General features: G+C 40.7%; 24 protein-coding genes, 3 tRNA genes and 2 rRNA genes. 21 read left to right on the top strand and 8 right to left on the bottom strand.

Annotated elements, in window-relative coordinates; genetic code table 11:
- The first annotated feature begins 22 nt into the window (after positions 1 to 22).
- From EQJ87_RS08245 to EQJ87_RS08205, 9 genes are all read left to right on the top strand, one after another.
- Positions 23 to 95 (top strand) — tRNA-Ala (locus EQJ87_RS08245).
- Between the two features lie 138 nt (positions 96 to 233).
- Positions 234 to 3,132: ribosomal RNA gene (locus EQJ87_RS08240) — 23S ribosomal RNA — on the top strand.
- 82 nt (positions 3,133 to 3,214) lie between these two features.
- Positions 3,215 to 3,330 (top strand): 5S ribosomal RNA (gene rrf / locus EQJ87_RS08235).
- 12 nt (positions 3,331 to 3,342) lie between these two features.
- Positions 3,343 to 3,414, top strand: a tRNA-Glu gene (locus EQJ87_RS08230).
- Between the two features lie 36 nt (positions 3,415 to 3,450).
- Positions 3,451 to 3,524, top strand: a tRNA-Asn gene (locus EQJ87_RS08225).
- 67 nt (positions 3,525 to 3,591) lie between these two features.
- Positions 3,592 to 4,533 carry a TIGR01212 family radical SAM protein gene (locus tag EQJ87_RS08220; protein WP_130124145.1) on the top strand — a complete coding sequence of 314 codons (942 nt, stop codon included), beginning with the start codon at positions 3,592 to 3,594 and terminating at the stop codon, positions 4,531 to 4,533.
- Positions 4,534 to 4,619: 86 nt separating this feature from the next.
- A complete protein-coding gene (locus tag EQJ87_RS08215; protein ID WP_130124144.1) occupies positions 4,620 to 5,411 on the top strand; it encodes a nucleotidyltransferase domain-containing protein in 792 nt (263 codons plus the stop codon).
- A complete protein-coding gene (locus EQJ87_RS08210) occupies positions 5,405 to 6,037 on the top strand; it encodes a class I SAM-dependent methyltransferase (RefSeq protein WP_130124143.1) in 633 nt (210 codons plus the stop codon). The genes EQJ87_RS08215 and EQJ87_RS08210 overlap by 7 nt, the downstream gene beginning before the upstream one ends.
- A gap of 113 nt (positions 6,038 to 6,150) precedes the next feature.
- A complete protein-coding gene (locus EQJ87_RS08205) occupies positions 6,151 to 7,038 on the top strand; it encodes a GRP family sugar transporter (RefSeq protein WP_130124142.1) in 888 nt (295 codons plus the stop codon).
- 165 nt (positions 7,039 to 7,203) lie between these two features.
- Here EQJ87_RS08205 and EQJ87_RS08200 read toward each other — a convergent pair whose 3' ends face one another.
- Entirely contained in the window at positions 7,204 to 8,511 is a 1,308-nt protein-coding gene (locus EQJ87_RS08200) for a serine hydrolase (RefSeq protein ID WP_130124141.1), read from the bottom strand.
- Positions 8,512 to 8,813: 302 nt separating this feature from the next.
- On the opposite strand from EQJ87_RS08200, the gene rpsL reads away from it, so the two are divergent.
- The 7 genes from rpsL to purR all read left to right on the top strand — a co-directional run bounded on the left by rpsL (position 8,814) and on the right by purR (position 14,505).
- Entirely contained in the window at positions 8,814 to 9,227 is a 414-nt protein-coding gene (gene rpsL, locus EQJ87_RS08195; RefSeq protein WP_130124140.1) for a 30S ribosomal protein S12, read from the top strand.
- An 18-nt stretch (positions 9,228 to 9,245) separates the two neighbouring features.
- On the top strand, positions 9,246 to 9,713 hold the full coding sequence (rpsG, locus tag EQJ87_RS08190; protein ID WP_130124139.1) for a 30S ribosomal protein S7: 468 nt from the start codon (positions 9,246 to 9,248) through the stop codon (positions 9,711 to 9,713).
- A 260-nt stretch (positions 9,714 to 9,973) separates the two neighbouring features.
- Positions 9,974 to 12,103, top strand: a complete 2,130-nt coding sequence (gene fusA, locus EQJ87_RS08185; RefSeq protein ID WP_130124138.1) for an elongation factor G — start codon at positions 9,974 to 9,976, stop codon at positions 12,101 to 12,103.
- A gap of 125 nt (positions 12,104 to 12,228) precedes the next feature.
- Positions 12,229 to 12,483, top strand: coding sequence for a prenylated Rab acceptor (locus tag EQJ87_RS08180; RefSeq protein ID WP_130124137.1), 255 nt, complete (start codon positions 12,229 to 12,231; stop codon positions 12,481 to 12,483).
- Between the two features lie 5 nt (positions 12,484 to 12,488).
- A complete protein-coding gene (locus EQJ87_RS08175; RefSeq protein WP_130124136.1) occupies positions 12,489 to 12,977 on the top strand; it encodes a hypothetical protein in 489 nt (162 codons plus the stop codon).
- Positions 12,938 to 13,429: a DUF6287 domain-containing protein gene (locus tag EQJ87_RS08170; RefSeq protein ID WP_223804524.1), complete on the top strand. Its 492-nt coding sequence runs from the start codon at positions 12,938 to 12,940 to the stop codon at positions 13,427 to 13,429. The genes EQJ87_RS08175 and EQJ87_RS08170 overlap by 40 nt, the downstream gene beginning before the upstream one ends.
- A gap of 260 nt (positions 13,430 to 13,689) precedes the next feature.
- Positions 13,690 to 14,505, top strand: a complete 816-nt coding sequence (gene purR, locus EQJ87_RS08165) for a pur operon repressor (RefSeq protein WP_130124135.1) — start codon at positions 13,690 to 13,692, stop codon at positions 14,503 to 14,505.
- Positions 14,506 to 14,568: 63 nt separating this feature from the next.
- Here the strand turns inward: purR and lepB are convergent, their stop codons facing one another.
- From lepB to EQJ87_RS08130, 7 genes are all read right to left on the bottom strand, one after another.
- Positions 14,569 to 15,198, bottom strand: a complete 630-nt coding sequence (gene lepB, locus EQJ87_RS08160; RefSeq protein ID WP_130124134.1) for a signal peptidase I — start codon at positions 15,196 to 15,198, stop codon at positions 14,569 to 14,571.
- Between the two features lie 12 nt (positions 15,199 to 15,210).
- Positions 15,211 to 16,089 (bottom strand): ribonuclease HIII, encoded by an 879-nt coding sequence (gene rnhC / locus EQJ87_RS08155; protein ID WP_130124133.1) that lies wholly within the window; start codon positions 16,087 to 16,089, stop codon positions 15,211 to 15,213.
- A gap of 146 nt (positions 16,090 to 16,235) precedes the next feature.
- Positions 16,236 to 16,907, bottom strand: coding sequence for an ABC transporter ATP-binding protein (locus tag EQJ87_RS08150; RefSeq protein WP_130124623.1), 672 nt, complete (start codon positions 16,905 to 16,907; stop codon positions 16,236 to 16,238).
- A gap of 9 nt (positions 16,908 to 16,916) precedes the next feature.
- Positions 16,917 to 17,996 carry an ABC transporter permease gene (locus EQJ87_RS08145; protein ID WP_130124132.1) on the bottom strand — a complete coding sequence of 360 codons (1,080 nt, stop codon included), beginning with the start codon at positions 17,994 to 17,996 and terminating at the stop codon, positions 16,917 to 16,919.
- 33 nt (positions 17,997 to 18,029) lie between these two features.
- Positions 18,030 to 18,803, bottom strand: coding sequence for a DUF1295 domain-containing protein (locus tag EQJ87_RS08140; protein WP_130124131.1), 774 nt, complete (start codon positions 18,801 to 18,803; stop codon positions 18,030 to 18,032).
- A complete protein-coding gene (locus tag EQJ87_RS08135; protein ID WP_130124130.1) occupies positions 18,800 to 20,590 on the bottom strand; it encodes a DAK2 domain-containing protein in 1,791 nt (596 codons plus the stop codon). The genes EQJ87_RS08140 and EQJ87_RS08135 overlap by 4 nt, the downstream gene beginning before the upstream one ends.
- Positions 20,587 to 21,000 carry a DUF2177 family protein gene (locus EQJ87_RS08130; RefSeq protein ID WP_130124129.1) on the bottom strand — a complete coding sequence of 138 codons (414 nt, stop codon included), beginning with the start codon at positions 20,998 to 21,000 and terminating at the stop codon, positions 20,587 to 20,589. The genes EQJ87_RS08135 and EQJ87_RS08130 overlap by 4 nt, the downstream gene beginning before the upstream one ends.
- A gap of 381 nt (positions 21,001 to 21,381) precedes the next feature.
- On the opposite strand from EQJ87_RS08130, the gene rplM reads away from it, so the two are divergent.
- The 5 genes from rplM (at position 21,382) to EQJ87_RS08105 (ending at position 24,930) form a co-directional block, all read left to right on the top strand.
- The gene (rplM, locus tag EQJ87_RS08125; RefSeq protein WP_130124128.1) at positions 21,382 to 21,828 is read left to right on the top strand and encodes a 50S ribosomal protein L13; all 447 of its coding nucleotides are present in this window, start codon (positions 21,382 to 21,384) and stop codon (positions 21,826 to 21,828) included.
- A 19-nt stretch (positions 21,829 to 21,847) separates the two neighbouring features.
- Positions 21,848 to 22,240: a 30S ribosomal protein S9 gene (rpsI, locus tag EQJ87_RS08120; protein ID WP_130124127.1), complete on the top strand. Its 393-nt coding sequence runs from the start codon at positions 21,848 to 21,850 to the stop codon at positions 22,238 to 22,240.
- 727 nt (positions 22,241 to 22,967) lie between these two features.
- Positions 22,968 to 23,264, top strand: a complete 297-nt coding sequence (locus EQJ87_RS08115; protein ID WP_190289064.1) for an LPXTG cell wall anchor domain-containing protein — start codon at positions 22,968 to 22,970, stop codon at positions 23,262 to 23,264.
- 76 nt (positions 23,265 to 23,340) lie between these two features.
- Positions 23,341 to 24,144 carry a WxL domain-containing protein gene (locus tag EQJ87_RS08110; protein WP_130124125.1) on the top strand — a complete coding sequence of 268 codons (804 nt, stop codon included), beginning with the start codon at positions 23,341 to 23,343 and terminating at the stop codon, positions 24,142 to 24,144.
- 27 nt (positions 24,145 to 24,171) lie between these two features.
- Positions 24,172 to 24,930 (top strand): WxL domain-containing protein, encoded by a 759-nt coding sequence (locus EQJ87_RS08105; protein ID WP_130124124.1) that lies wholly within the window; start codon positions 24,172 to 24,174, stop codon positions 24,928 to 24,930.
- The last annotated feature ends 63 nt before the right edge of the window (positions 24,931 to 24,993 follow it).

The following is a 24,993-nucleotide window of genomic DNA, read 5'->3' as shown; positions in this document are numbered from 1 at the left end:
CAAGAATCAATTTCTTGATTGTGGGGCCTTAGCTCAGCTGGGAGAGCGCCTGCTTTGCACGCAGGAGGTCAGCGGTTCGATCCCGCTAGGCTCCATTGTCAGACAAGACGTTAAAATCACTTGAACATTGAAAACTAAATAACAATATCTAATAACGATAAAATAAACCAAAAGCTGTGAATTTTAAAGAATTTACAAACTTATACTTGAAAAAAGATGATTAAATTCATCATGGCAAAGTTAATAAGGGCGCACGGTGGATGCCTTGGCACTAAGAGCCGAAGAAGGACGTGACTAACGACGATATTCGAGGGGGAGCAGTAAGTACGCATTGATCCCTCGGTCTCCGAATGGGGAAACCCAGCTGCTACTAGCAGTTATCCGTAAGTGAATACATAGCTTACGTGAAGGTAACGCAGAGAACTGAAACATCTAAGTACCTGCAGGAAGAGAAAGTAAAAACGATTTCGTAAGTAGCGGCGAGCGAACGCGAAGAAGGGCAAACCAAGAAGCTTGCTTCTTGGGGTTGTAGGACTGCAACGTGGACTTAAGCATTATAGTCGAATAACCTGGGAAGGTTAATCAAAGAGGGTAATAATCCCGTAGACGAAATAGCGCTTATACCTAGCAGTATCCTGAGTAGGGCTGGACACGCGAAATCCAGTTTGAATCCGGGAGGACCATCTCCCAACCCTAAATACTCCTTAGTGACCGATAGTGAACCAGTACCGTGAGGGAAAGGTGAAAAGAACCCCGTGAGGGGAGTGAAATAGCACCTGAAACCGTGTGCCTACAAGAAGTTCGAGCCCGTTAATGGGTGAGAGCGTGCCTTTTGTAGAATGAACCGGCGAGTTATGTTATGATGCGAGGTTAAGTTGAAGAGACGGAGCCGTAGCGAAAGCGAGTCTGAATAGGGCGCTTTAGTATCATGATGTAGACCCGAAACCTAGTGACCTATCCATGAGCAGGGTGAAGGTGTGGTAAGACACACTGGAGGCCCGAACCAGGACACGTTGAAAAGTGTTTGGATGACTTGTGGATAGCGGAGAAATTCCAAACGAACTGGGAGATAGCTGGTTCTCTCCGAAATAGCTTTAGGGCTAGCGTCGAAATGTAAGTGTATTGGAGGTAGAGCACTGTTTGGGTGAGGGGTCCATCTCGGATTACCAATCTCAGATAAACTCCGAATGCTAATACACATGTTCGGCAGTCAGACTGCGAGTGCTAAGATCCGTAGTCGAAAGGGAAACAGCCCAGACCAACAGCTAAGGTCCCAAAATATATGTTAAGTGGAAAAGGATGTGGGGTTGCACAGACAACTAGGATGTTAGCTCAGAAGCAGCTATCATTCAAAGAGTGCGTAATAGCTCACTAGTCGAGTGACCCTGCGCCGAAAATGTACCGGGGCTAAACATATTACCGAAGCTTTGGATTGATTTTAAATCAATGGTAGGAGAGCGTTCTTAACCGCGATGAAGGTATACCGTGAGGAGTGCTGGAGCGTTAAGAAGTGAGAATGCCGGTATGAGTAGCGCAAGATAAGTGAGAATCTTATCCACCGTAAGACTAAGGTTTCCAGGGGAAGGCTCGTCCGCCCTGGGTTAGTCGGGACCTAAGGCGAGGCCGAAAGGCGTAGTCGATGGACAACTGGTTGATATTCCAGTACTAGATATGATCGTGATGGAGGGACGCAGTAGGCTAACGGATGCCAGTTAATGGATTCTGGTCTAAGCAGTGAGGTGTGAGATGTGTCAAATGCATGTTTCTCTAACATTGAGCTGTGATGGGGAAGCAACTACGGTTGCGAACTCCGTGATGTCACACTGCCAAGAAAAGCTTCTAGCGTAAAGTCATATCTACCCGTACCGCAAACCGACACAGGTAGTCGAGGCGAGTAGCCTCAGGTGATCGAGAGAACTCTCGTTAAGGAACTCGGCAAAATAGCCCCGTAACTTCGGGAGAAGGGGTGCTGGTGTAACAGCCAGCCGCAGTGAATAGGCCCAAGCAACTGTTTATCAAAAACACAGCTCTCTGCTAAACCGCAAGGTGATGTATAGGGGGTGACGCCTGCCCGGTGCTGGAAGGTTAAGAGGAGGTGTTAGCGTAAGCGAAGCACTGAATTGAAGCCCCAGTAAACGGCGGCCGTAACTATAACGGTCCTAAGGTAGCGAAATTCCTTGTCGGGTAAGTTCCGACCCGCACGAAAGGCGTAATGATTTGGGCACTGTCTCAACGAGAGACTCGGTGAAATTTTAGTACCTGTGAAGATGCAGGTTACCCGCGACAGGACGGAAAGACCCCATGGAGCTTTACTGTAGTTTGATATTGAGTACCTGTAAGTCATGTACAGGATAGGTAGGAGCCATTGAAATCAGGACGCTAGTTTTGATTGAGGCGCTGTTGGGATACTACCCTTGACTTATGGTTACTCTAACCCGCTGGCATAATCGGCCAGGGAGACAGTGTCTGACGGACAGTTTGACTGGGGCGGTCGCCTCCTAAAGAGTAACGGAGGCGCTCAAAGGTTGGCTCAGATTGGTTGGAAATCAATCGTAGAGTGTAAAGGTAAAAGCCAGCTTGACTGCGAGAGCTACAACTCGAGCAGGTAGGAAACTAGGACTTAGTGATCCGGTGGTACCGCATGGAAGGGCCATCGCTCAACGGATAAAAGCTACCCTGGGGATAACAGGCTTATCTCCCCCAAGAGTTCACATCGACGGGGAGGTTTGGCACCTCGATGTCGGCTCGTCGCATCCTGGGGCTGTAGTCGGTCCCAAGGGTTGGGCTGTTCGCCCATTAAAGCGGCACGCGAGCTGGGTTCAGAACGTCGTGAGACAGTTCGGTCCCTATCCGTCGCGGGCGTAGGTAATTTGAGAGGATCTGTCCTTAGTACGAGAGGACCGGGATGGACTTACCGCTGGTGTACCAGTTGTCTCGCCAGAGGCACGGCTGGATAGCTATGTAGGGAAGGGATAAGCGCTGAAAGCATCTAAGTGCGAAGCCCACCTCAAGATGAGATTACCCATTCGTAAGAATTAAGAGCCCAGAGAGATGATCTGGTAGATAGGCTGGAAGTGGAAGCCCTGTGAGGGGTGTAGCGGACCAGTACTAATCGCTCGAGGACTTTACCAAAAGAGTCAAATATAAAAAGCTTAAGGTTAAGCGTTAGAAGAAGTGTTATTTAGTTTTGAATGTTCAAAGTAACATTTAAAGATTTGGTCATCATAGTGATGGAGATACACCTGTTCCCATGTCGAACACAGCAGTTAAGTCCATCTACGGCGGAAGTACTTGGGGGTTGCCCCCTGGGAGATAGGCTCGTGGCCAAGTTGAAATAAGTATGGTCCGTTGGTCAAGGGGTTAAGACACCGCCTTTTCACGGCGGTAACACGGGTTCGAATCCCGTACGGACTATATTATTAAAACTCGGGAAACCGGGTTTTATGTTATTGCGGATTAGCTCAGTTGGTAGTAGCGCATGACTGTTAATCATGATGTCGTCAGTTCGAGTCTGACATCCGCAGCTTTTTAGGGGACTAGAGGTCTCCTTTTTTGTTATAATTGATTTATATTTTTGACTTGAGGGATAGAATGCAAAAAAGATATACGACGTGGAATGAGTATCTGCGTAAAAATTTTGGTGAAAAGATTTTTAAAGTTCCAATTGATGCGGGCTTTGATTGTCCCAATCGGGATGGGACGGTGGCACATGGAGGCTGTACATTTTGCACGGTTTCTGGTTCTGGGGACATGATTTTGGAGCCAGAGGCGCCAATTGCAGATCAATTTGCTGCTGAAGTTGCGCAATTTCATAAGAAATGGCCTGGGGTTCAGAAGTATATTGTTTATTTCCAAAATTTTACTAATACACATGGCCCTGTGGAGCTGCTGCGTGAGCGTTTTGAGCAGGCGGTGAACCAGCCAGATGTGGTCGGAATTTCAATCGGGACGCGACCGGATTGTTTGCCGCCAGATGTGGTGGATTATTTGGCGGAATTGAATGAACGCATGGAGGTTTGGATTGATTTGGGCTTGCAGACGACTTTTGAGGAAACTTCGGATTTAATCAATCGCGCGCATGATTATCAGACTTATGTCGATGCAGTGAAGCGTCTGCGGGTTCATGGCATCAATGTTTGTACGCATTTAATTAATGGTCTGCCTGGGGAAACGCCAGAGATGATGTTGGAAAATGTAAGGCGTATGGTTTTGGACTCGGATATTCAAGGTGTGAAGTTACATTTGTTACATTTGATGAAACAGACACGTTTGCAGCGGGATTATCACGAGGGACGCTTGCAGTTGATGTCGCAGGAGAATTATGTGCAAGTGATCTGTGATCAGCTGGAGATGATTCCTAAAGAAATTGTAATCCATCGATTGACGGGTGATGCGCCACGGGACTTGATTATTGGTCCGATGTGGTCGCTGAAAAAATGGGAAGTTTTAAATGCGATTGATGCAGAAATGGAACGACGAGGTTCTATTCAAGGCTGTCGTGATGTCCGTCAAAGTGAAAGTGTTACTTTTTAAGTGAAATAAAGGCGGATTTTTATTCGTCTTTTTTGTTGGGTATTTTTGGTGTATAATAAGAAGAAAATGAATGAGAGTTGAACTTTATGAGAAATGCAAAAGAATTGGTTTTGGAGCGAGAAGAATTATTAAAAGCGCTTTTGACGAATTTTTCAACTCATTCTGATGTTTTGGGAACTTTTCTCGGCGGGTCTCTAGCAGCTGAAAATGCTGACGAATTTTCAGATATTGATTTGCGACTGGTACTTGCTGATGTTTGTCCTAAAAGTGAGTTTTTAAAGGAGCTGATAAATCTACCAGGTGTTTTATTTGTGGAAACCTTGGCGGAATCTTATGTGGTTTTGCATTTTGATTGCTTTGTTAAGGTGGACATTTTTGTTTATTATAAGCGAGAATTGGCTCCGTCTGTGTGGCTGAAAAAGATAAGAATTTTCAAAGATGATGGTTTTTTAGCGAGAATTTATGAGCAGTCAAAGCTTTTGATTTATCATTTGCATCAGGAAGAATTTAATTTTTTCTTAATGAAATTTTATGCATATTTGCATGAATTTTATCGGCGCAATCAGCGAGGGGAACGAAATTATCGGGATGAGTGTGGTATTTTTTTGAAAAATTGTTTGGTTGCTTTTTGGTACATGGAGCTGGGGGAACAGCCGAATGGTTTAGGGGATTGGTCAAAATATGAGGGAAAACGTTCCAAATTGACGACTTATCAGCAAAATTGGTTGAGAAAATATGACATTTTTACTGACGGAAATGTATTTTTACGAGAGATTTCACTGACGGTTTGGTTAGTGCTTCAAAAAATTAGTCAGCATTATCAATTAGAATTTGATGAAGAAAAATTTAAGAAAGTGGTGGAAAAAATCAAGTGTTGAAAGTTTTAGATATGGCACATTCTTTGTTGGCACAAGTGATTGAGCCGGGGGATGTTGTGGTGGATGCGACAATGGGGAATGGCTATGATACGCTGTTTTTAGCGAATTTGGCTGCGGAAGTTTTTGCTTTTGATGTGCAAGAGGCGGCACTGTCGGCCACGGAAAAAAGGGTGCTTGCAGCAGGGAAATCAGTGACGAAAATACTGACGGAAGCAGAGAATTTACTGACGCAATCTAATCAAGGTCTGACGGATTCAGAGAAAATGCTGACGGATTTGTCAGTGAAATTGATCTTGTCTGGACATGAAAATGTGGCAAAATTTGTGCAAAAACCGATCAAAGCGGCGATTTTTAATCTGGGTTATTTGCCAAAAGCAGATAAAAATGTGATCACTAAAGGGGAGACGACGCTGGCTGCCTTGACGGCATTGACCGAAAAACTGGTGATTGGCGGGCGAATTGCGATAATGATTTATTATGGGCATGAGGGGGGAGAAAGTGAGAAAAATGCGGTGTTAAGCTGGGTTTCTGCTTTAGCTCAAAAACAATGGAATGTTTTTTCTTTCGCTGCTTTAAATCAGATTCATCAGCCCCCTATTTTGGTGGTGCTGGAAAAACGGTGCTGAGCTGCTTGAAGCTTGTCATCTATTGTCCTCTTGATTTTTCCAAAAAATAGTGTAAAATAGAGAAATGCTTGCTTTTTGGCAAGATTAAAAAATAAAAGAGGGAGATAGTAGATATGCAAGGAGTTTTACTTGCGCTTGTTCCAATGTTTGCTTGGGGTTCAATCGGATTTGTAGCTAATAAATTCGGTGGAGATGCCAAACAACAAACGCTTGGAATGACATTAGGCGCTTTTGTTTTCGCACTTATCGTTTTCTTATTCCGGATGCCCCATTTGACTTGGCAGATTTTCTTGATTGGTTTTATCGGCGGCTTGATTTGGTCAGTGGGTCAATTTGGTCAATTTAATTCAATGAAGTATATGGGTGTTTCAGTGGCAAGTCCGCTTTCTTCAGGAACACAGCTCGTTCTTGGTGGTTTGATTGGTGTTTTTGCCTTTCATGAATGGACAAAACAAATCCAATTTATTCTTGGTTTCATTGCCATGATTATCTTGGTAGTCGGTTTCTATTTCTCATCAAAACGTGACCCTGAAAATACGGTTGTTGCTGGAAATTACAACTATGCTAAAGGCTTGACAGCATTGACTTACTCTACTTTGGGTTATGTGGCTTATGTCATTTTGTTCAATAATTTGTCAGCACTTTGGTTTAATATTCATTTTGATACATTGACGATTATCTTGCCGATGTCGGTCGGAATGATTGTTGGAGCGCTGGTTATGGGTCGCTTTCAAATCAAAATGGAAAAATATGTTTTCCAAAATATGCTGGTTGGTATCATGTGGGGAATTGGTAATATCTTCATGTTGATGGCGGCGAGTGCAGCTGGAAATGCGATTGCCTTCTCATTTTCACAGTTGGGTATCATTATTTCAACCATTGGTGGGATTCTCTTTCTTGGCGAAAAGAAAACCAAAAAAGAAATGGTTTATGTGCTTATCGGGATTGTTTTGTTCATTGTCGGTGCGATTTTGCTGGCGATTGTCAAATCAAAAGGTTAATAAAAAAACGCTGTCAGCTGACAGTGTTTTTTGTTAGAGAAAATGCTGACGGAATTGAATTTGGTCAGAGAAATCACTGACGCAACCCAATTTCACCAGAGAAAATACTGACGAAAATAAATTGACAAAAAAACTGACGGCAAAAAGTTTCCGTCAGCATTTTTCTTACAATTTTTCATTGACAAAAGTGACAAAGTGATTCCACATCACTTTGAGAGGATTGCTGCGCGCCACAGCACTCTTGGCGACGAGCGGGAAATGTTCGCCGCTGCATTGTGGCAGATAGCCAAGTTTATCTTTGACCGAGATAGATAATTCCACCAGTTTTTTGCCTTTGGCGACAGGTGCCTCGACAACACTTGATTTTTTATCACTAAATTTCAACTTTATCCCTTTGACATCCGCACTGCCATCACTGGCATAAGGAACAACGGGAGAAATTGTTTTTCCTGCTACCAGCTGAGTGGCGTTTGCTCGACCATCACGCACAGAAAGCTTAGGAAATTCAGGAAAAACATGATTTTTTTGAGCCAAAGTTGTCGTCCGCCAGTGGCCATAAACGTAGTTCATCAGCTGATTGGTCAATGTAAAAGGAGTAGAATTATCCGTTGCAGGATTTTCTGCTTCTAAAACAACGGTGATAATTCTAAAACCATTTTGTTGCGTCGTTCCAGCAAAACAGTCAATTTGAAAGCTCGTTGATCCTGTTTTCAGACCATCCACACCCTTACGTGAAGTCGCAAAACCATCCAACATCTGATTTGTATTGGTCAAAGTCATCTGCGACTTTCCTCCTTCATCAAAAGGAAGACTTGTTTTTTTCGTAATTTTTAAAATTTCAGGATAGTCTTTGAGCAAATGATAAGAAAGCACAGCGACGGCTTTAGCGCTCATCGTATTTGTCGCTGTTTGCGCTGATCCAGGATAAATATGACCATTTAAATCATCATTAGGCAAGCCCGAAGCATTAACCAAATGCGTGTCTGTAATTCCCCAAGCTTTCATTTGTGCCGTCATCATATCTACAAATTTTGGCTCAGAACCCGCAATTTTTTCAGCTAAAGCCACTGCCGCCGAATTTGCTGACGGAAGCAAAAGTGCGTTGACCAAATCTTTGACCGTGTATTTTTCTGTTTGCGCCAGTGGAATGTTGCTGGCATTAGAATTTTGCGTCAATTCATAAGCATAATCAGACAAGCCAACTTTGGTATCCCAAGTTAATTTTCCGTCAGCCACATTTTTATAAACCAAATAAGCCGTCAGCAATTTAGTAATTGAAGCAATAGCCGTACTCGAATCATCAGCATTTTGGGCATACAAAATCTTTCCGCTCGAAGCATCGATAGCAATGGAAGATTTTGCCGCCACTGAAAAATCAGCTGCCGCCGAAGTCGTATCCGCCTTTGCTGAAAATCCAGCAAACAAAGGCAAACTTATCAATAAAATACAAAAAACAATTCCAATTTTTTTCATGATTTGATTATACCAAAAAAAGCGCAAAAGCCCAAGGTAAGTGAAAAATTAAGAGGTAAAAAACCAACAAAAAAAGATTGACAAAAAAAAGAAAACATGATATTATATTAGACGGTACTTTTTACTTTGGACTCCCAGGAGAACTTGTATAAGTTGCTAAACTTCTTGTCAGAACTTGGCTTAAGCGACCATATACTGACTAAAAAATTGGCGATTCGCCATCCAATAAAAAGAAAGGAATGCTTTTGTATTTCTCATCGCTTCGCAGATAATGTGGAAAAATATAAAAAGCAGACAGTAAAATGCCTACAATTAACCAATTGGTACGCAAACCACGTCAAGCTCAAGTGTCTAAATCTAAGTCACCAGCTATGAACGTTGGCTACAACAGCCGTAAAAAAGTACAAACTAAACTTGCCAGCCCACAAAAACGTGGAGTAGCAACACGTGTTGGTACTATGACACCTAAAAAACCTAACTCAGCGCTCCGTAAATTCGCGCGTGTACGTCTTTCAAACCTTATGGAAGTAACAGCGTACATCCCAGGTATCGGACACAACCTCCAAGAACACAGTGTTGTACTTCTTCGTGGTGGACGTGTAAAAGACCTTCCAGGGGTACGTTACCATATCGTTCGTGGTGCACTTGATACAGCAGGTGTATCTGACCGTAAACAAAGCCGTTCTAAATACGGTGCTAAAAAACCAAAAGCTTAAGAAGGGAGATAAGTAAGAATGCGTAAAAATCGTGCCCCAAAACGTGAAGTTTTGGCAGATCCAATGTACAACTCAGTCGTAGTAACTCGTCTTATCAACCGCGTAATGCTTGATGGTAAACGCGGAGTTGCTGCTCAAATCGTTTACGGAGCCTTCAAACAACTTGAAGAAGCTACTGGAAACAACCCACTCGAAGTCTTCGAAACTGCTATGGAAAACATCATGCCAGTTCTTGAAGTTCGCGCTCGTCGTGTTGGTGGTTCTAACTATCAAGTCCCAGTTGAAGTTCGTCCAGAACGTCGTACAACTCTCGGACTTCGTTGGTTGGTAACAATCGCTCGTAACCGTGGTGAACACACTATGCAAGATCGTCTTGCAAAAGAAATCTTGGATGCAGCTAACAACACAGGTGCAGCAGTCAAAAAACGTGAAGACACTCACAAAATGGCTGAAGCTAACCGTGCGTTCGCTCACTTCCGCTGGTAAAATCCAATTTGCGTCGCAGCTTCTTCGTCAAGAGAACCCTCGCGTACCTCTGTACGCTTCGGAACCTCTTTCCTCGAATCTGCTTAGCAAATCGAATTTTACAATCGAAAAGATTGTAAATCATCAAATTGGTGATAAAAACGAACATTACCGGGCTTGGGCTCCTCGCCTGCTCGGTTTTGTTTTAATTTTTAAACAAAAATTTGGTACAATAAACTTAATGAGAAACTCTCATTATTAAAATCAAATAGGAGAACAACATGGCTCGCGAATTTTCACTTGCTAATACACGTAATATCGGTATCATGGCCCACGTCGATGCTGGTAAAACAACAACAACAGAACGTGTTCTTTATTACACTGGTAAAATCCACAAAATCGGTGAAACCCACGAAGGTGCTTCACAAATGGACTGGATGGAACAAGAACAAGAACGTGGTATCACAATCACTTCCGCTGCGACTACTGCGCAATGGAAAGGTAACCGCGTCAACATCATCGACACACCAGGTCACGTTGACTTCACAATCGAAGTACAACGTTCACTCCGCGTTCTTGATGGTGCTGTAACCGTTCTTGATGCTCAATCAGGTGTTGAACCTCAAACTGAAACAGTTTGGCGTCAAGCAACTGAATACGGTGTTCCACGTATCGTTTTTGCTAACAAAATGGACAAAATCGGTGCTGATTTCTACTACTCACTTTCTACATTGGGCGATCGTTTGGGTGCAAATGCACATCCAATCCAAATCCCAATCGGTGCTGAAGACGACTTCATCGGTATCATTGACTTGGTAACAATGAAATCTGAAATCTACACAAATGACCTTGGTACAGATATCAAAGAAACAGTTGTAGGATCAGACGAATTCAACGCTGAATTGGCATCATTGAACTTCAATGCTGAAGAATACACAGAATTAGCTAACGAATGGCGTGAAAAACTCATCGAAGCAATCGCTGATTTCGATGAAGATATCATGGAAAAATACTTCGCTGGTGAAGAAATTACAGAAGCTGAACTCAAAGCTGCTATCCGTAAAGCAACAATCAACGTTGATTTCTACCCAATGCTTGCTGGTTCTGCCTTCAAAAACAAAGGTGTTCAAATGATGCTTGATGCAGTCATCGACTACCTCCCAAGCCCACTTGATATCCCTGCAATCAAAGGTGTAAACCCAGATACAGACGAAGAAGACGACCGTCCAGCTTCAGACGAAGCACCATTTGCAGCGCTTGCCTTCAAGATCATGACTGACCCATTTGTTGGACGTCTTTCATTCTTCCGTGTTTACTCAGGAACACTTGATGCTGGTTCATACGTTTTGAATACTTCAAAAGGTAAACGTGAACGTATCGGACGTATTCTTCAAATGCACGCTAACACTCGTAAAGAAATCCAAACAGTTTACGCTGGGGATATCGCTGCTGCTGTTGGTTTGAAAAATACAACAACTGGTGACTCATTGACAGATGAAAAAGCTAAAATCATCCTTGAATCAATCGAAGTTCCAGAACCAGTTATCCAATTGATGGTTGAACCTAAGACTAAAGCTGACCAAGATAAAATGGGTGTTGCCCTTCAAAAATTGGCAGAAGAAGATCCAACTTTCCGTGTTGAAACTAACCCAGAAACTGGTGAAACAGTTATCTCTGGTATGGGAGAACTTCACTTGGATGTCCTCGTTGACCGTATGCGTCGTGAGTTCAAAGTTGAAGCTAACGTAGGTGCACCTCAAGTTGCTTACCGTGAAACATTCCGCGCTGGAACTTCAGCACGTGGATTCTTCAAACGTCAATCAGGTGGTAAAGGTCAATACGGTGACGTATGGATCGAATTCACACCAAACGAAGAAGGCGCTGGATTTGAATTTGAAAATGCTATCGTCGGTGGTGTCGTTCCTCGTGAATTCGTACCAGCCGTTGAAAAAGGTTTGGTAGAAACTATGGCTAACGGTGTCCTCGCTGGTTACCCAATGGTTGACATCAAAGCTAAACTTTACGATGGTTCATACCACGATGTCGATTCATCAGAAACAGCCTTCAAGGTTGCCGCATCTCTTGCAATGAAAGAAGCTGCTAAAACTGCTAAACCAGCTATCCTTGAACCAATGATGAAAGTTACAATCACTGTTCCTGAAGAAAACCTTGGAGATATCATGGGTCACGTGACTGCTCGTCGTGGTCAAGTTAACTCAATGGAAGCTCACGGTAAATCACAAATCGTTAATGCTTTCGTTCCACTTGCTGAAATGTTCGGTTACGCAACAACTCTCCGTTCATCTACACAAGGACGCGGTACCTTCATGATGGTATTTGACCACTATTCAGACGTACCTAAATCAGTACAAGAAGAAATTATCGCTAAAAACGGCCGTAACGCTGACTAAGCTTTAATTTTAACAAAATATTGAGCCTGTCATTATTGACAGGCTCTTTCAGTAATTTTTTTATCTCAAAAAATCTAGTAGTGTCATTATCATAAGATTACTAGTACTTGAAGGCGGGGGTTAATGTGGAGAATTTAGGACAAATTTTAACAGATAATTTTTTTGTAGTTGGTGTTTTGGTTGTGATTGTTCAGCTCATCATTTTGTTGATTGGCTATTTTATTATTGATAGTGTATGTGAATATCGTTTGGAGCATCCTTTTATCACTTTTATAATGTTATTTTTCTTTGGACTTGTAGGTTTTTTTGTGGAACTTCTTAGAAATTCTGCGGTGGATAATGCAAAGCGAATTGTTGATAGTCAAATACAAGATTTTTGATTTGTATGGAAAAGAAACCTCAAAAAGAAAATCCAATCATTTTGCTTAGTTTAATTTTAGGTCTGATTATTATTCTTTTGTTGATTGTGATTACTGCTTTTCCGACAATTCCAATAGTGGTCCAGAATAATCAAGGTGAGCCTTATCGTTCCAATTCCGCTACTCTTTCAATCAAAGATAAAAATTTAAATTCAAAAGTGGATTTGAGTAAGTGGTTGAGATCTTATGAGTTTTATGCTGCAAAAAGTTCTGACCATCAAATGAGCTTGGTTTTCAATAAAAATGGAAATGTTACTCAAACCCAAGATAAGACAGACGGACGGATTTTTAAAGGGCAGTCGAAGATTTCAAGCTCAAATCAGTTGGTGTTTACTTATGGGAGTGTTCAAAATACTGCAACTAGTCCCATAATAACTAAGAAAATTGCTCAAGTGAAAATCCATGTTGTCTGGGATTGTGGGGGGGAAATCAAGATTACTTTGGTTATCAGCTAGAAAATGGGCAGTTAGTTCTGACGGATAATATGATGCGTGCTGGTGGAGTTGACGAAGTATGGCTGGAAAAATCAGGCAGTTCAAAAATGAATTTAGAGGAAATTATATCTGGCGATTATTCGTCAATCAATGGTACTTGGCGAAATTCCCGGGGAGATTTATTAGTTTTTGATAATGGGAATTGCTCATCTAATGCTTGGAGTTGGTCTGGAAATTTAATAGTAGGTGGAAGCGTGCCTAAAATGTTTTATGACAATATTGCTTGGGCTTCGGGAAATCCAGCCCCTCAACCAGATGGCATTGGTTTCATGTTTGCTCCCGCAGGCATATCACCCCAAAATATTGGAGGAGTAGATAAGACGGACACTTCTAAAGATAGGATTGTCGTTGCGAATAACGGTGGACAAACGAATTTTGCTGTATCAGATTGTGCTTACTACAAGATAAAATAAATGCTGACGAAATTTTTCGTCAGCATTTTAGATTCATTTTATCTTGAATTAAAGAAGAATTAAGCAAGAGTCGTTATAATATATTTATTCCAATAAAATTTTTCATAAAGTTTACTCCTAATCAAAAAACAGCGGCTGGTTACCGCTGTTTTTTGCTGGTTATTTCAGAATAAAATGAACCCGTCTTGTTTCCCGTGAAACTTGAATGTTCGGAAATGCAGTGTTATAATGTAACTATCAAAAAAAGAACGGGTAAAGCAATGAAAAGAAACGAACGATTAGTTGATTTTACGAATTTTTTAATCAATCATCCCAATCAAATGTTAAATTTGAATGAATTGAGTAAACACTATGAAGTAGCGAAGTCATCCATTTCAGAAGATTTGGTTTTTATCAAGCGCGTTTTTGAACATCAAGGTGTTGGCTTAATTGAAACTTTTCCAGGAAGTCTTGGTGGGGTGCGCTTTACTCCTTATATTACAGATGAACGCTCGCGGGAGATGAGCGAAGAAATTGCTGAGCTACTGCGTGAGGAAAACCGAATTCTTCCCGGCGGATACATTTACCTTTCGGATATTCTTGGGACGCCGGTTAATCTTCGAAAAATTGGGCAAATCATTGCGCACGAATACCACGGAAAGCAGGTTGATGTGGTGATGACCATTGCCACCAAAGGAATTCCAATCGCTCAGTCCGTAGCAGAAATCCTTGATGTTCCCTTTGTTATTGTGCGTCGTGACCCAAAAGTAACGGAAGGCGCAACACTCAATGTTAACTATATGTCTGGATCAAGTTCACGCGTAGAAAACATGACCCTCTCTAAGCGCAGCCTTTCCATCGGTCAAAATGTACTGATCGTTGATGACTTCATGAAAGGTGCAGGCACAATAAACGGAATGAGAAGTCTTGTTCATGAATTTGATTGTTTCCTCGCAGGCGTTGCTGTGTTCCTTGAAGGGCCTTTCAAAGGTGAACGACTCGTTGATGAGTATAAATCTATCCTAAAAGTTGATCGTATTGATATTGCCAACCGCTCAATAGATGTTAAATTAGGAAATATTTTTGACGAAGAATAAAAAAATAAGAGAAAATACTGACGAAATCAATCCGTCAGTATTTTTTCTCATTTCATCCGTAAATTATTCAAGCAAACCAATTTTATTGAGTGGCCAAACCCTGACCTTTGCTTCTCCTACAATTGCTGAGCGATTAAACGTCCCCACTGCTCGGCTATCTTGAGAAACAACCCGATTATCTCCCATCAAATAATACTGACCTTTAGGGATAATAGCTGTGAAAGTTGGATTCCCTGTACTATCCGTAGTAAAAGCGCGTGTATTCTCTGCTAAACTGACGAAATAGTCGCGATTTTGTGAAGTAAGCTCATTTGTCAGTGGATAAGCACCATAAGTTTTAGCCAAGGTTTTATTAGAAAATTGATTTTGGAAATCTTTTAAATAAGCTTCAGGATAAACTTTATTATTGATTGTCAATTGATCATTGTTAAATTTAACAACATCACCAGGCATCCCGATAACACGTTTCACAATATCCTTTGTTCCCCCAGAGCCAGTCCCCTCTTTGGCAACAACAATATCAAATCGATTGATCTTAGAAATTTTGGTGATGATTAAACGCTCTTTATCAGCCAAAGTTGGATCCATTGAATGACCATCGACAATGACAAGTGACCAGACGAAAATACGAGAGAGAAGAACGGTAGCGATTACCAAGATGAATAATCCCCACTCTTTTAAAAATTTGAGCATATTGTTGACTTTCTATTTTTGAGCAATTTTGAGTGCTTTTTCAGTGTTCGCAAAGTGTAATTTAGCCAAAGAACGCAGCGCATCGACGCCATGAACTTTGATAATTTGTGAGGCGGTTTTATCCGATAAACTTCCGGCACCACTAGGTAAAATAAAACCAGATTCCTGAGAAAGCTTTTTGAGATTTTCTAAAAAGAGAAACCGAGAAATGATCGAACTCACTGCAACAGCTAAAAACTGATCCTCAGCCTTTGTCAGTAAAGTAACCTTGGATAGAGGATGATTTTTCTCCTTCATCACATATTTCTGATAATTAGCCTCAGTTGTAAAAGCATCAATGACTACATTATCTGGTAAAGCTACAAGTTGTTTTTCCAACAAAAAGATTGCCTGATTATGTAAAGCAACCTTTATACTAACCGCATTATAACCAGATTCAATGACTTCATTATACTTAGTGGGTTCAACTACCAAAGCGATATGTGGAATTTTTTCCATCAAGAGTGGCGCAATTTGACAAATTTTTTCATCCGTCAATTTTTTAGAATCAGCGACCCCAATATTTTTTAAAAAATCAAGATCTTTTTCATCGATGAAACTAGCAGTGACAATCAAACCACCGAAATAAGAACCATTTCCTACCTCGTCAGTTCCGATTAAATTAGTCTGCTGCTTAGGGACTTTCTGTGCAATATATCCAAAATCACTCGCCAGTTTTTCAGCATCGCTTCCTTGAAAAACCACTTTTCCAGAATGATAAACTGAAATAGAAGTTTTCCCTACTTTAGCAAAGAAAGAAATATAAGGATTCTTTGACGTAAGTTGATAGGAGCTGTATTTAGCACAGAGTTTTTTAAGTTCAGTGGCGTTTAATTTCAGGACAATATTCATAAGAATATTTTACCATAAAATATCCAATTCATATTTTTTACAAATCAATTACTTATACATACTCTATTATACCAGATATAAAACAAAATAGAGCTTTTTTTCCAAAAAAAATCTCATATGTTAGAAGATAGAGGTAAATACAATAATTAAAACTTCTCTTTTTCTGTCAAACGACCATCTTCCATCACATAAACACGGTCACAAAACTCCACTAAACGCAAATCATGAGTCACCATAATTGTCGCTTTATTTTTTTCCTTTGCCTCTTTAGCCAGTATTTTAACAACTTCATAAGCTTTTTCAGTATCAAGGCTCGCCGTTGGTTCATCAGCTAGAATAATAGTTGGATCATTATAAAGTGCTCGAACAATCGCTACCCGTTGTCGTTCACCACCAGATAGTTCATCAGGATACTTGTTAACTAAACCATCCACGCCAAGTTGTTCAAGTAGGGAATACTCAGTTCTAGAATGTTTTTTAGAAATTTTATCCACCAATTGCAATTGTTTTTTCACCGTCAAAAAAGGCACGAGATTAGAACTTTGCAAGATAAATCCAATCTCATCAAAACGTAATTTTGCGCGTTCTTTTTCCTTTTTTTCACTAAAAGACAGCCCATTGATTAATACCTCTCCATCAGATGGACTCTGCAGACCACCAACGATTGTCAATAAGGTGCTCTTTCCTGAGCCAGAAGGCCCAATAATTGCTACAAATTCACCGTTCTCTACAGAAAAATCAGTAGCTTTCAACGCTTCAATCGTTTCATCACCATCTTTAAAAAATTTTGATACTTGCTTTAATTCAATTGCTTTCATCATTCCCCCCTAACCAATCGCCTTCAAAGGATCAATCTTAACAATTGTTCCCACAGAGAATAAAGCTCCTACAATAGCTACAAAAATCATGGCTACTCCCATTGTCGTGAAAAATAATAAGTTATTTTGGAAAGGTACTGCCACAGGCAAGACCAGCGCAGAACCAAGAGTAGCTAAAAATCCAATCATTACACCAGTAAAAGCCAAAAGAAATGTTTGGGCAATGACTGAACGGGCAATATAAGTACTAGAAATCCCTTGGGCTTTCATCACACCAAAAATCGCAATTTTTTGCATTGTTAACACGTAAATGAAAATCCCAATCACTACGGCTGCAATAACTACAAGAAATCCAATCATAAAACCAAAAGTGAGAACCTGAGCATTATAACCAGGAAGTTTATTGATAAATTTTCCGATTGACAATTCTTGTAACCCTGCGACCTTCTCAGAAACCTTCCCTCTAACAACAATCGCATTAACAGAAGAAAGGGAGCCCTTTTGCTGGTTGGCCATCATCCCTCCATAGCGAATCATTTGAAAGGTATCCAAGGAGCCATAAAGCACAGGAGCTACACTGAATTTCGCCTTGGCTGTAAACCCGACAATCTTGAGTTTCTCATTATTGGTAGACAGCTTAAGTTGATCACCAATTTTATAACCGTATCGTTTTTTCAAACTCATATCAGCGACAACATCCCCTTGCTCAGAAAAAATTTTTCCCTCAACAATATTAGGCTTCAAAAATTGTTGTGCATCAATTCCAAAAAAACTCACATTTTGCTTATTGCTACTATCCTTAGCAGCATAAACAATTCCTGGAGTTTGCGCCAAAACAGCCTTATCTTTTGCTTTTACCTGATCAATCAAAGCTGGATCAATCGAAGACATTGAAAGTGTATTATTAGCTTTGGTTGATAAGAGAATTTCCGTTGCCTTCCACTTATCAACCGCCATTCTATTTTCTTGAGCCAGACCATAAGCCAGTCCAGATAAAAAGAACACGAGATAAGCAATTAGAAACATCACTCCAACCACCAATGCATACCTTAATTTTGAGTGTCGAATCTCATTGATTGCTAAAAACATTTTTTCTCCTCACAAAACATTCATTTCTTAAATTTAAAGATCTTTCTTTCCTACAAATGGGAAAAATTTTGAAGTTTTTCTAGCATAAACCTGAAAATCTTCGCGTTCACGATATTTTTTTTCCAGTAAAGGTACCCCAGAAACAAAGAGTAACAATAAAGTGATGACGAGCGGACTGAGTACTAGCCAAAAATCACCCCACTGCCCTAAACTAACTAAAAAGATACCCCACCAACAAGTTGCCTCACCAAAATAATTGGGATGTCTCGTCGTTGACCATAGACCAGAAGTTAATAATTTTCCCTTATTCATTGGATTTTTCTTGAACTTTTCAAGTTGCCAATCTCCGATAACTTCAAATACAAAACCAATTATCCAAACTAAAATTCCCCAAAATTGCCACCACGAAAAATTGACATTTCTCACTGCAAAACTATGACTAATTGGCAGAGCAATGATAAAGAGCAGAACTCCTTGTAAAAAGAAAACATTTAGAAAAGCTTTCAAATAGACGAATTTCGTCCCCCAGCGCTTCCTTAACTTAATATACCGATAATCCTCAGGTTTATTCCAATTTCTCCGTCCTAAATGCCACAGAAGCCGCAGCCCCCAGATTGAAACCAGACTCAAAATCACCAGCTGCTGCCAAGTGGCATGAAGTGTGCTCAAAAAGCCTACCCATGCCACAAGAACAAATCCGCCACCCCAAGCAATATCAACTAAAGCATATTTATTCCTAACCACTGAGATGATAAACCAAACGACAAAGTAAATCAATAAACTAATCGCTACAAATGTATAAATCATTTAGCTTTCTCCTCCTTTATTCCAGCAATGGCAACACTACCCATTCCAGCACTAATTGCAATTGCAGCTGAGCTATCAACGATATAACTCACTTTATTGACCCCAGAACCTAGTTCCTCGTACCACTGGTGCGCAGTATCAGGTACACAAACATGACCAATTGCAAGTGAATCAATTTGCTTTTGTTCAATAAGGCGCGTGATTTTCTTTCGAATCTTGGTCATACTCTGCCTTTGACTAAAAGCCAAACCGCTCAAACGTGCCTTTCCAGCCGCATCTAAACTCACAATAGGGTGCAAAGATAATTTTTGAGCAATTCTTCCTAAAAATTTTGGAATCCTACCAGAATTAGTCATCGCAGAGAGATCTGCTACTGCAACATAAATAAATGTGCGGTTAATAATTTTTTCAATCTCATAAACCAAACTTTCGAATGCGTATCCCCGCTCAATCAGTTGGATAGCTTGCTGAATAACTAAGCCTTGTCCTACCGAATTTAATCGAGAATCAATCACTCGAATCCATTCCGGCGAAAGATTTTTCTCTTGAATCCGCTGATTGATAAGTTGATAAGTTCCACTCAACTTGGAGGACACTGTGATGACAAGGACATATTCATACTTATTTTCCAAAAATGAAAGCAAGGCATCTACCGCTTGTATACTTGGTTGAGCAGTACTCATTTTTGTGTCTTGCACTAATTTTAATCCCATGGTGGCTGAATCAATCGTCAATTTATCCAAAAAATTCTTGTCACCAACCATAATATTCATTGGTAAAAGCTGTACCTGATGCTCCAATAAGAACTCAGCAGGCAAATCTGCCACAGAGTCAGTGATAAGGGCAATCGGTGATCGTCGATTTTTAGAAATCTCATATTGGAGTCGCATATCATCAACTTTCTGATAGATAATTGTCCCCTTATCTTCCAAAATTTGTAAAACCTGCTGGGGCTGGTTAGTATGGATGTGAATTTTAAGCTGTCGCTCGTTGCCCGCAATTACTAGCGAGTCCCCATGTTGGACCAAAAGCGCACGCACAAATTCTAAACCCTCTTGTAAATCCGTCACCATAAACTCCGAACAAAAGCGATAAAGGGGTTCTTTTGTTTCAAAATGCTCTGAGATGATAAATTCTGGTTGAAAGCTAGCAGGCTTTGAGAGCATTTCATGCTCCTCTGTTGAACAATAGGCCCTTGTCAAACCACTAATAAAATAATAAAACCCCTTAGCTCCAGAATCTACTAATCGATTTTTTTTGAGTACGCTAAGTTGAAATTGAGTGTCACTCAAAGCCTGCTGAGCCACAATTTCTGCCTCAATAAGTGCTTTAGAAAAAGACTCCTCTTGCTCGAAAGAATGAGCAAGGGACTCTGACCAAGCACTCATCACTGATAAAATCGTTCCTTCACGCGGTTCAAGAAGTGCAGCATAAGCTTTTTTCACAGCTTTGGGAAAAGATTGAATCAAACCTTTTGGTGAATCTTCACTTTGTGCATAATTATCTGCCACAGCGTTCAGATATTGGGCAAAAATTAAACCAGAATTACCTCGAGCGCCAACCAAAGAAGCAAAAGCTACTTGATCCAATAACTCCTTTACTGAATAATCTTTTGGAACAAGCTGATTGATGATGGACTGCATTAAAGCTGCTAGATTACTTCCTGTATCCCCATCAGCTACGGGGAAAACATTAATCCGATTTAATTCTTCTTTTTTGAGAATGACTTCATTTGCACCACCTAAAATACTGTAAAATAACTTTTGGCTTTCTATTTTCTGGCTCATTTGCCTCCACCTCCTAAAAAGTGAAGATTAATAAGGAAACCAAGCGCAGAAGTTGCACATGAAACAAAACTTCCCCACATCAAATCAATAATAGTCATCTGCAATGGCCAACCCTTCAAGGTAGATAAGTTAGTTAAATCATAAGTGGCATAACAAATTAGCCCAAATAAAGCACCAGCTAAAATAGCGTAAATCAAACTATTTTTATCAATAGCCACCAGCAAGACAAAGAAAACTAATCCAGCAGTATAAAGTAAATAAAAGACAATTGCTGGCAAAAGACGAACTTCACCCATTAGGTGTCCAATATAATGCTGGTATATCTTTTTAGAAACAACCAGCAACCAGAACAGATCAAAAACAAGAAAAATCGCAGCACTTAGTAGAAAAAGCTTAAAAAATTGAAGCATAATGTTCCCCTCTCTTTTGAAAAATGAATAAAGATAAATATAGAAGTCTTCTAATGTATGTTAAAGTGTATGTTAAAGACTACCCTTTAAAGAAAGTTTATCACACTTCAAACAAAAGTCCTAAGGGATTGCTTGAACGTAAGTAAGAGTGCATAAAATTAAACTAATAGCTCCATTTTATAAAAAACAAGATAAAATTCTCTATATCGTCAGATGATAAGAGAATAAAAGTCAAAAAAAGCTTGACAAAGCAAGGGTTAATGTGATATGATGATAAACGGTATTGTTTACCCCATTTTTGTGGCCCCGGAAACCCAAAAATAACTCGCAGGACTCTTACACCTGCCGTAAACAAATTCTAGTAAAAGGAAAATAACCAAAATGATGAAAACTACATTCATGGCTAACGCTCAAAACGTTGACCGTAAATGGTACGTCGTCGATGCAACTGATGTTCCTCTTGGACGTCTTTCTGCAGTTGTCGCAAGCGTACTCCGCGGAAAAAACAAACCAACATACACACCACACACTGATACAGGTGACTTCGTAATCGTCGTTAACGCTGAAAAAATCAAATTGACTGGTAAAAAAGCAACTGATAAAGTTTACTACTCACACTCACTTCACCCAGGTGGACTGAAATCAGTTACTGCTGGTGAACTCCGTGAAAAAAATGCTGTTCGTTTGATTGAAAAATCAGTAAAAGGTATGCTTCCACACAATACACTTGGACGTGCTCAAGGCATGAAACTTAAAGTATTTGTAGGTGCAGAACACACACACACAGCTCAAAAACCAGAAGTCCTTGACATCTCAGGTTTGATCTAATCAGGAAGGAACGAACATAATGGCACAAGTACAATATGCCGGCACAGGCCGTCGTAAAAATGCAGTAGCACGCGTACGTCTCGTACCTGGTACTGGTAAAATCACAGTTAACGGACGTGAAGTAGAAAGCTACATTCCACACGCAGATATGCGTCTTGTTATCAACCAACCATTTGCAGCTACACAAACAGAAGGTAGCTACGATACACTCGTAAACGTAAACGGTGGTGGTGTATCAGGTCAAGCAGGAGCTATCCGTCACGGTATCGCTCGTGCATTGCTCCAAGTAGACCCAGATTTCCGTGGTGCGTTGAAACGCGCTGGACTTCTTACACGTGACGCTCGTATGGTTGAACGTAAAAAAGCAGGTCTTAAGAAAGCACGTAAAGCTTCACAATTCTCAAAACGTTAATCAGAATTTCTCTGGTTCAACATTTACAAGTACTGTTGGGCGCATCTGGTGGAAATTGCATTGCAATATCAGCTGGATCAGGGCTTAAAAACAGATACTTTAATTTGATAAAGACTCAATAACGAAGCACCAACATTTTGTTGGTGCTTTTTTTGTGCCTACGAGCCAATAATTCTTGTGGTTGTCTTTTAAAATAACCTATAAACTTAATTATCACGTATTAACGTGATTTTTTGACATTTAAGGATAGGGCACTTTGTTGGTTCTCTTTTTCGTCAAGTGTCAAAAGTACTACATGAAAACATTTGGAACTTGGTGCCCTCCCTTTTTTTACCAGTATTTTTGCACTATTAAGTCTATTTATTCCAAATATTACGGAATGAAAATGTCAAAACAATGAAATAAAAATTAAAAATAGATAAAAAGTACACGCAATAACAAGGTTTAAAGCTGGTGGTAGAGTGATTCTTATAAAATGAGTTTTCTAATATTTGATTATTTTGTAATATATTTGATAAAAAGATATTGAATTACGTCATAAAAAATGTTAAAGTAACAAGTGTGAAAAACAAAAAACACGGGCGCTTAACATTTCGGAAAAGGGAACCCTTTTCCTTGTTACTAAGTAACAAGGAAAAGGGAACCCTTTTCCTTGTTACTAAGTAACAAGGAACATTAAATGAGTTGTTTTTTATCAGTGGAAGCGCTAAAAAATGGAGGAACCCAAATGAAAAAATTACTGCTCGTTGCAGCGTTGATTTTTCTCATAGCTCCACCCGCACGCGCACAAGCGGATACGTCAAGCTATGGTACGAAAGATAACGTAGGTTTTACTGGAGAATGGACAACACCGTCCTCAACCAATCCAGAAAGCAACAGGCCTACGCCTACGCCATCACCAGGTGGCAATCAAACCACCTTACCCAAAACGGGTGATGACACTTTAAGTGACGCCTTTGGTCTACTTTCTGGAGTAACTATACTTGGATTGGCTACAATTTTAGTTAAACGCCAAAGTCACTGATGACGCATATTTTTATTTTGTTTATGGTTCATCTACGAATGAATGATAATAAATATTTCCCAAAAAGGAGAACTAAATGAAATCACCACTTCTTAAATCATCAGCTTTGCTGACAGCACTACTTATCGCAGGTACTGGCGTTGCACAAGTCGCAAGCGCCGCTACTTCTGTCGACTATAGCTCTGATGCTCAAGTTACATTGACACCAGGCGATGGCACAAACCCAGTCGACCCAACAGACCCAACAAAACCTGTGGTACCAGAAAATCCAGATCCAAGTGTCCCTACAAATCCAGGTACAGGCGGAAGTTTGTCAATTGACTTTGCGTCATCTTTGGCTTTTGGTACTCAAAAGATTTCGGGACAAGCACAAACATTCTATGCTCATGCGCAAGCTTTGAGTGATGGTACTACACGTCCTGACTACGTCCAAGTTTCTGACTTGCGTGGTACAGCAGCTGGCTGGACTTTGACAGTTACAGAAGATGCAGCGGGATTTGTCGGAGCTTCTGGTGAAGCATTGACAGGCGCAACGCTTGGTTATACAGGCGCTTATACAGCAGGTTTGACAACAGCGCCATCATTCGTCCAAGCTTCTGGCGAATTAACACCAGGACAAGCGCAAAAAGTTATGGCAGCTAACGCTAACGAAGGTACAGGGACTTGGGTTCTCGGTGCTGGCGCTGGGGTAAGTGGTACAGATAACTCAACACTTGCAGCAAATAATGCTGCTTACCAAGAAAATGGTGGAGCAAAACTTGACTTGACAGCCGTATCAACAAAATCTCCAATCACATTGAAAGTTCCAGCTGGTGTAGGTGCAGTAGACACTTACAAGACAAACTTGACTTGGACGCTGAATGACACCCCTGCGAACTAAGGGTTCTTACTAAAAAAGGAGGCTTTCGTGAAAAAAACATTTTTGCTTAGCGTGCCTCTTTTCTTGATGATTCTGGGAGCAACTGTACAGACAGATGCGGACACAGTAGCCTATCAATCAGATGCTAAGATTGGCTTTACCGCCGGATCAGGAACAACTCCGCCTGTGGATCCCAATCAGCCCGATCCGACTGATCCAGTTAGTCCAGAAAATCCAGACGGGAGCAAGCCTGCTCCAGGTGGAAACGGAACCTTAACCATTGATTTTGCTTCAAGTTTTGATTTTGGCACGCACAGTATTTCGCATGATGATCAGACCTACCTTGCCAAAGCTCAGAAGTATTTCCAATCAAATACAGTAACACCAGATTATGTTCAAGTTACTGACTTACGTGGTACAGCAGCAGGATGGACGCTCAAAGTTATTGAAGAATCGCAATTTAAAGAACAGAGTTCAGGCCCTAACAAATATCCGGAACTCAAAGGTGCTTCAATCTCCTTGAAAAATCCAACACCTGCCTCAGATACTAATCAAAACGCACCAGCTACCCAAGAGGTTCTGAACCTCTTACCCAACACCGAGACAACCGTGGCACATGCTACGAGTGGACAAGGCGCGGGGACGTGGGTTATCCGCTGGGGCGACCAGTCAAGCCTACAAACACAAGATGGCACAACTTTCACACCTAATGTTACTTTGTTTGTTCCAGGTTCATCACCCAAGGACGCAGCAGCCTATACAACATCACTAAGGTGGCTCTTATCAGACCTACCTGCCAATAAGTAAACTTATAAAAAGTGTTACTAAGTAACACCAATGCACATGAAAAATAGTAAAAAAGGAAGTAAC

The organism is Lactococcus sp. S-13 (genome assembly GCF_004210295.1).
In the GTDB taxonomy this organism is placed as follows: domain Bacteria; phylum Bacillota; class Bacilli; order Lactobacillales; family Streptococcaceae; genus Lactococcus.
This window is presented reverse-complemented; position numbering and strand designations above follow the sequence as displayed.

What these genes read in the sequence shown, in the direction of transcription:
- EQJ87_RS08220 (WP_130124145.1), top strand. Translation starts at nt 3,592, where the DNA reads ATGCAAAAAAGATATACGACGTGGAATGAGTATCTGCGTAAAAATTTT.
- EQJ87_RS08215 (WP_130124144.1), top strand. Translation starts at nt 4,620, where the DNA reads ATGAGAAATGCAAAAGAATTGGTTTTGGAGCGAGAAGAATTATTAAAA.
- EQJ87_RS08205 (WP_130124142.1), top strand. Translation starts at nt 6,151, where the DNA reads ATGCAAGGAGTTTTACTTGCGCTTGTTCCAATGTTTGCTTGGGGTTCA.
- EQJ87_RS08200 (WP_130124141.1), bottom strand. Translation starts at nt 8,511, where the DNA reads ATGAAAAAAATTGGAATTGTTTTTTGTATTTTATTGATAAGTTTGCCT.
- rpsL (WP_130124140.1), top strand. Translation starts at nt 8,814, where the DNA reads ATGCCTACAATTAACCAATTGGTACGCAAACCACGTCAAGCTCAAGTG.
- rpsG (WP_130124139.1), top strand. Translation starts at nt 9,246, where the DNA reads ATGCGTAAAAATCGTGCCCCAAAACGTGAAGTTTTGGCAGATCCAATG.
- fusA (WP_130124138.1), top strand. Translation starts at nt 9,974, where the DNA reads ATGGCTCGCGAATTTTCACTTGCTAATACACGTAATATCGGTATCATG.
- EQJ87_RS08175 (WP_130124136.1), top strand. Translation starts at nt 12,489, where the DNA reads ATGGAAAAGAAACCTCAAAAAGAAAATCCAATCATTTTGCTTAGTTTA.
- purR (WP_130124135.1), top strand. Translation starts at nt 13,690, where the DNA reads ATGAAAAGAAACGAACGATTAGTTGATTTTACGAATTTTTTAATCAAT.
- lepB (WP_130124134.1), bottom strand. Translation starts at nt 15,198, where the DNA reads ATGCTCAAATTTTTAAAAGAGTGGGGATTATTCATCTTGGTAATCGCT.
- rnhC (WP_130124133.1), bottom strand. Translation starts at nt 16,089, where the DNA reads ATGAATATTGTCCTGAAATTAAACGCCACTGAACTTAAAAAACTCTGT.
- EQJ87_RS08150 (WP_130124623.1), bottom strand. Translation starts at nt 16,907, where the DNA reads ATGAAAGCAATTGAATTAAAGCAAGTATCAAAATTTTTTAAAGATGGT.
- EQJ87_RS08145 (WP_130124132.1), bottom strand. Translation starts at nt 17,996, where the DNA reads ATGTTTTTAGCAATCAATGAGATTCGACACTCAAAATTAAGGTATGCA.
- EQJ87_RS08140 (WP_130124131.1), bottom strand. Translation starts at nt 18,803, where the DNA reads ATGATTTATACATTTGTAGCGATTAGTTTATTGATTTACTTTGTCGTT.
- EQJ87_RS08135 (WP_130124130.1), bottom strand. Translation starts at nt 20,590, where the DNA reads ATGAGCCAGAAAATAGAAAGCCAAAAGTTATTTTACAGTATTTTAGGT.
- EQJ87_RS08130 (WP_130124129.1), bottom strand. Translation starts at nt 21,000, where the DNA reads ATGCTTCAATTTTTTAAGCTTTTTCTACTAAGTGCTGCGATTTTTCTT.
- rplM (WP_130124128.1), top strand. Translation starts at nt 21,382, where the DNA reads ATGATGAAAACTACATTCATGGCTAACGCTCAAAACGTTGACCGTAAA.
- rpsI (WP_130124127.1), top strand. Translation starts at nt 21,848, where the DNA reads ATGGCACAAGTACAATATGCCGGCACAGGCCGTCGTAAAAATGCAGTA.
- EQJ87_RS08115 (WP_190289064.1), top strand. Translation starts at nt 22,968, where the DNA reads ATGAAAAAATTACTGCTCGTTGCAGCGTTGATTTTTCTCATAGCTCCA.
- EQJ87_RS08110 (WP_130124125.1), top strand. Translation starts at nt 23,341, where the DNA reads ATGAAATCACCACTTCTTAAATCATCAGCTTTGCTGACAGCACTACTT.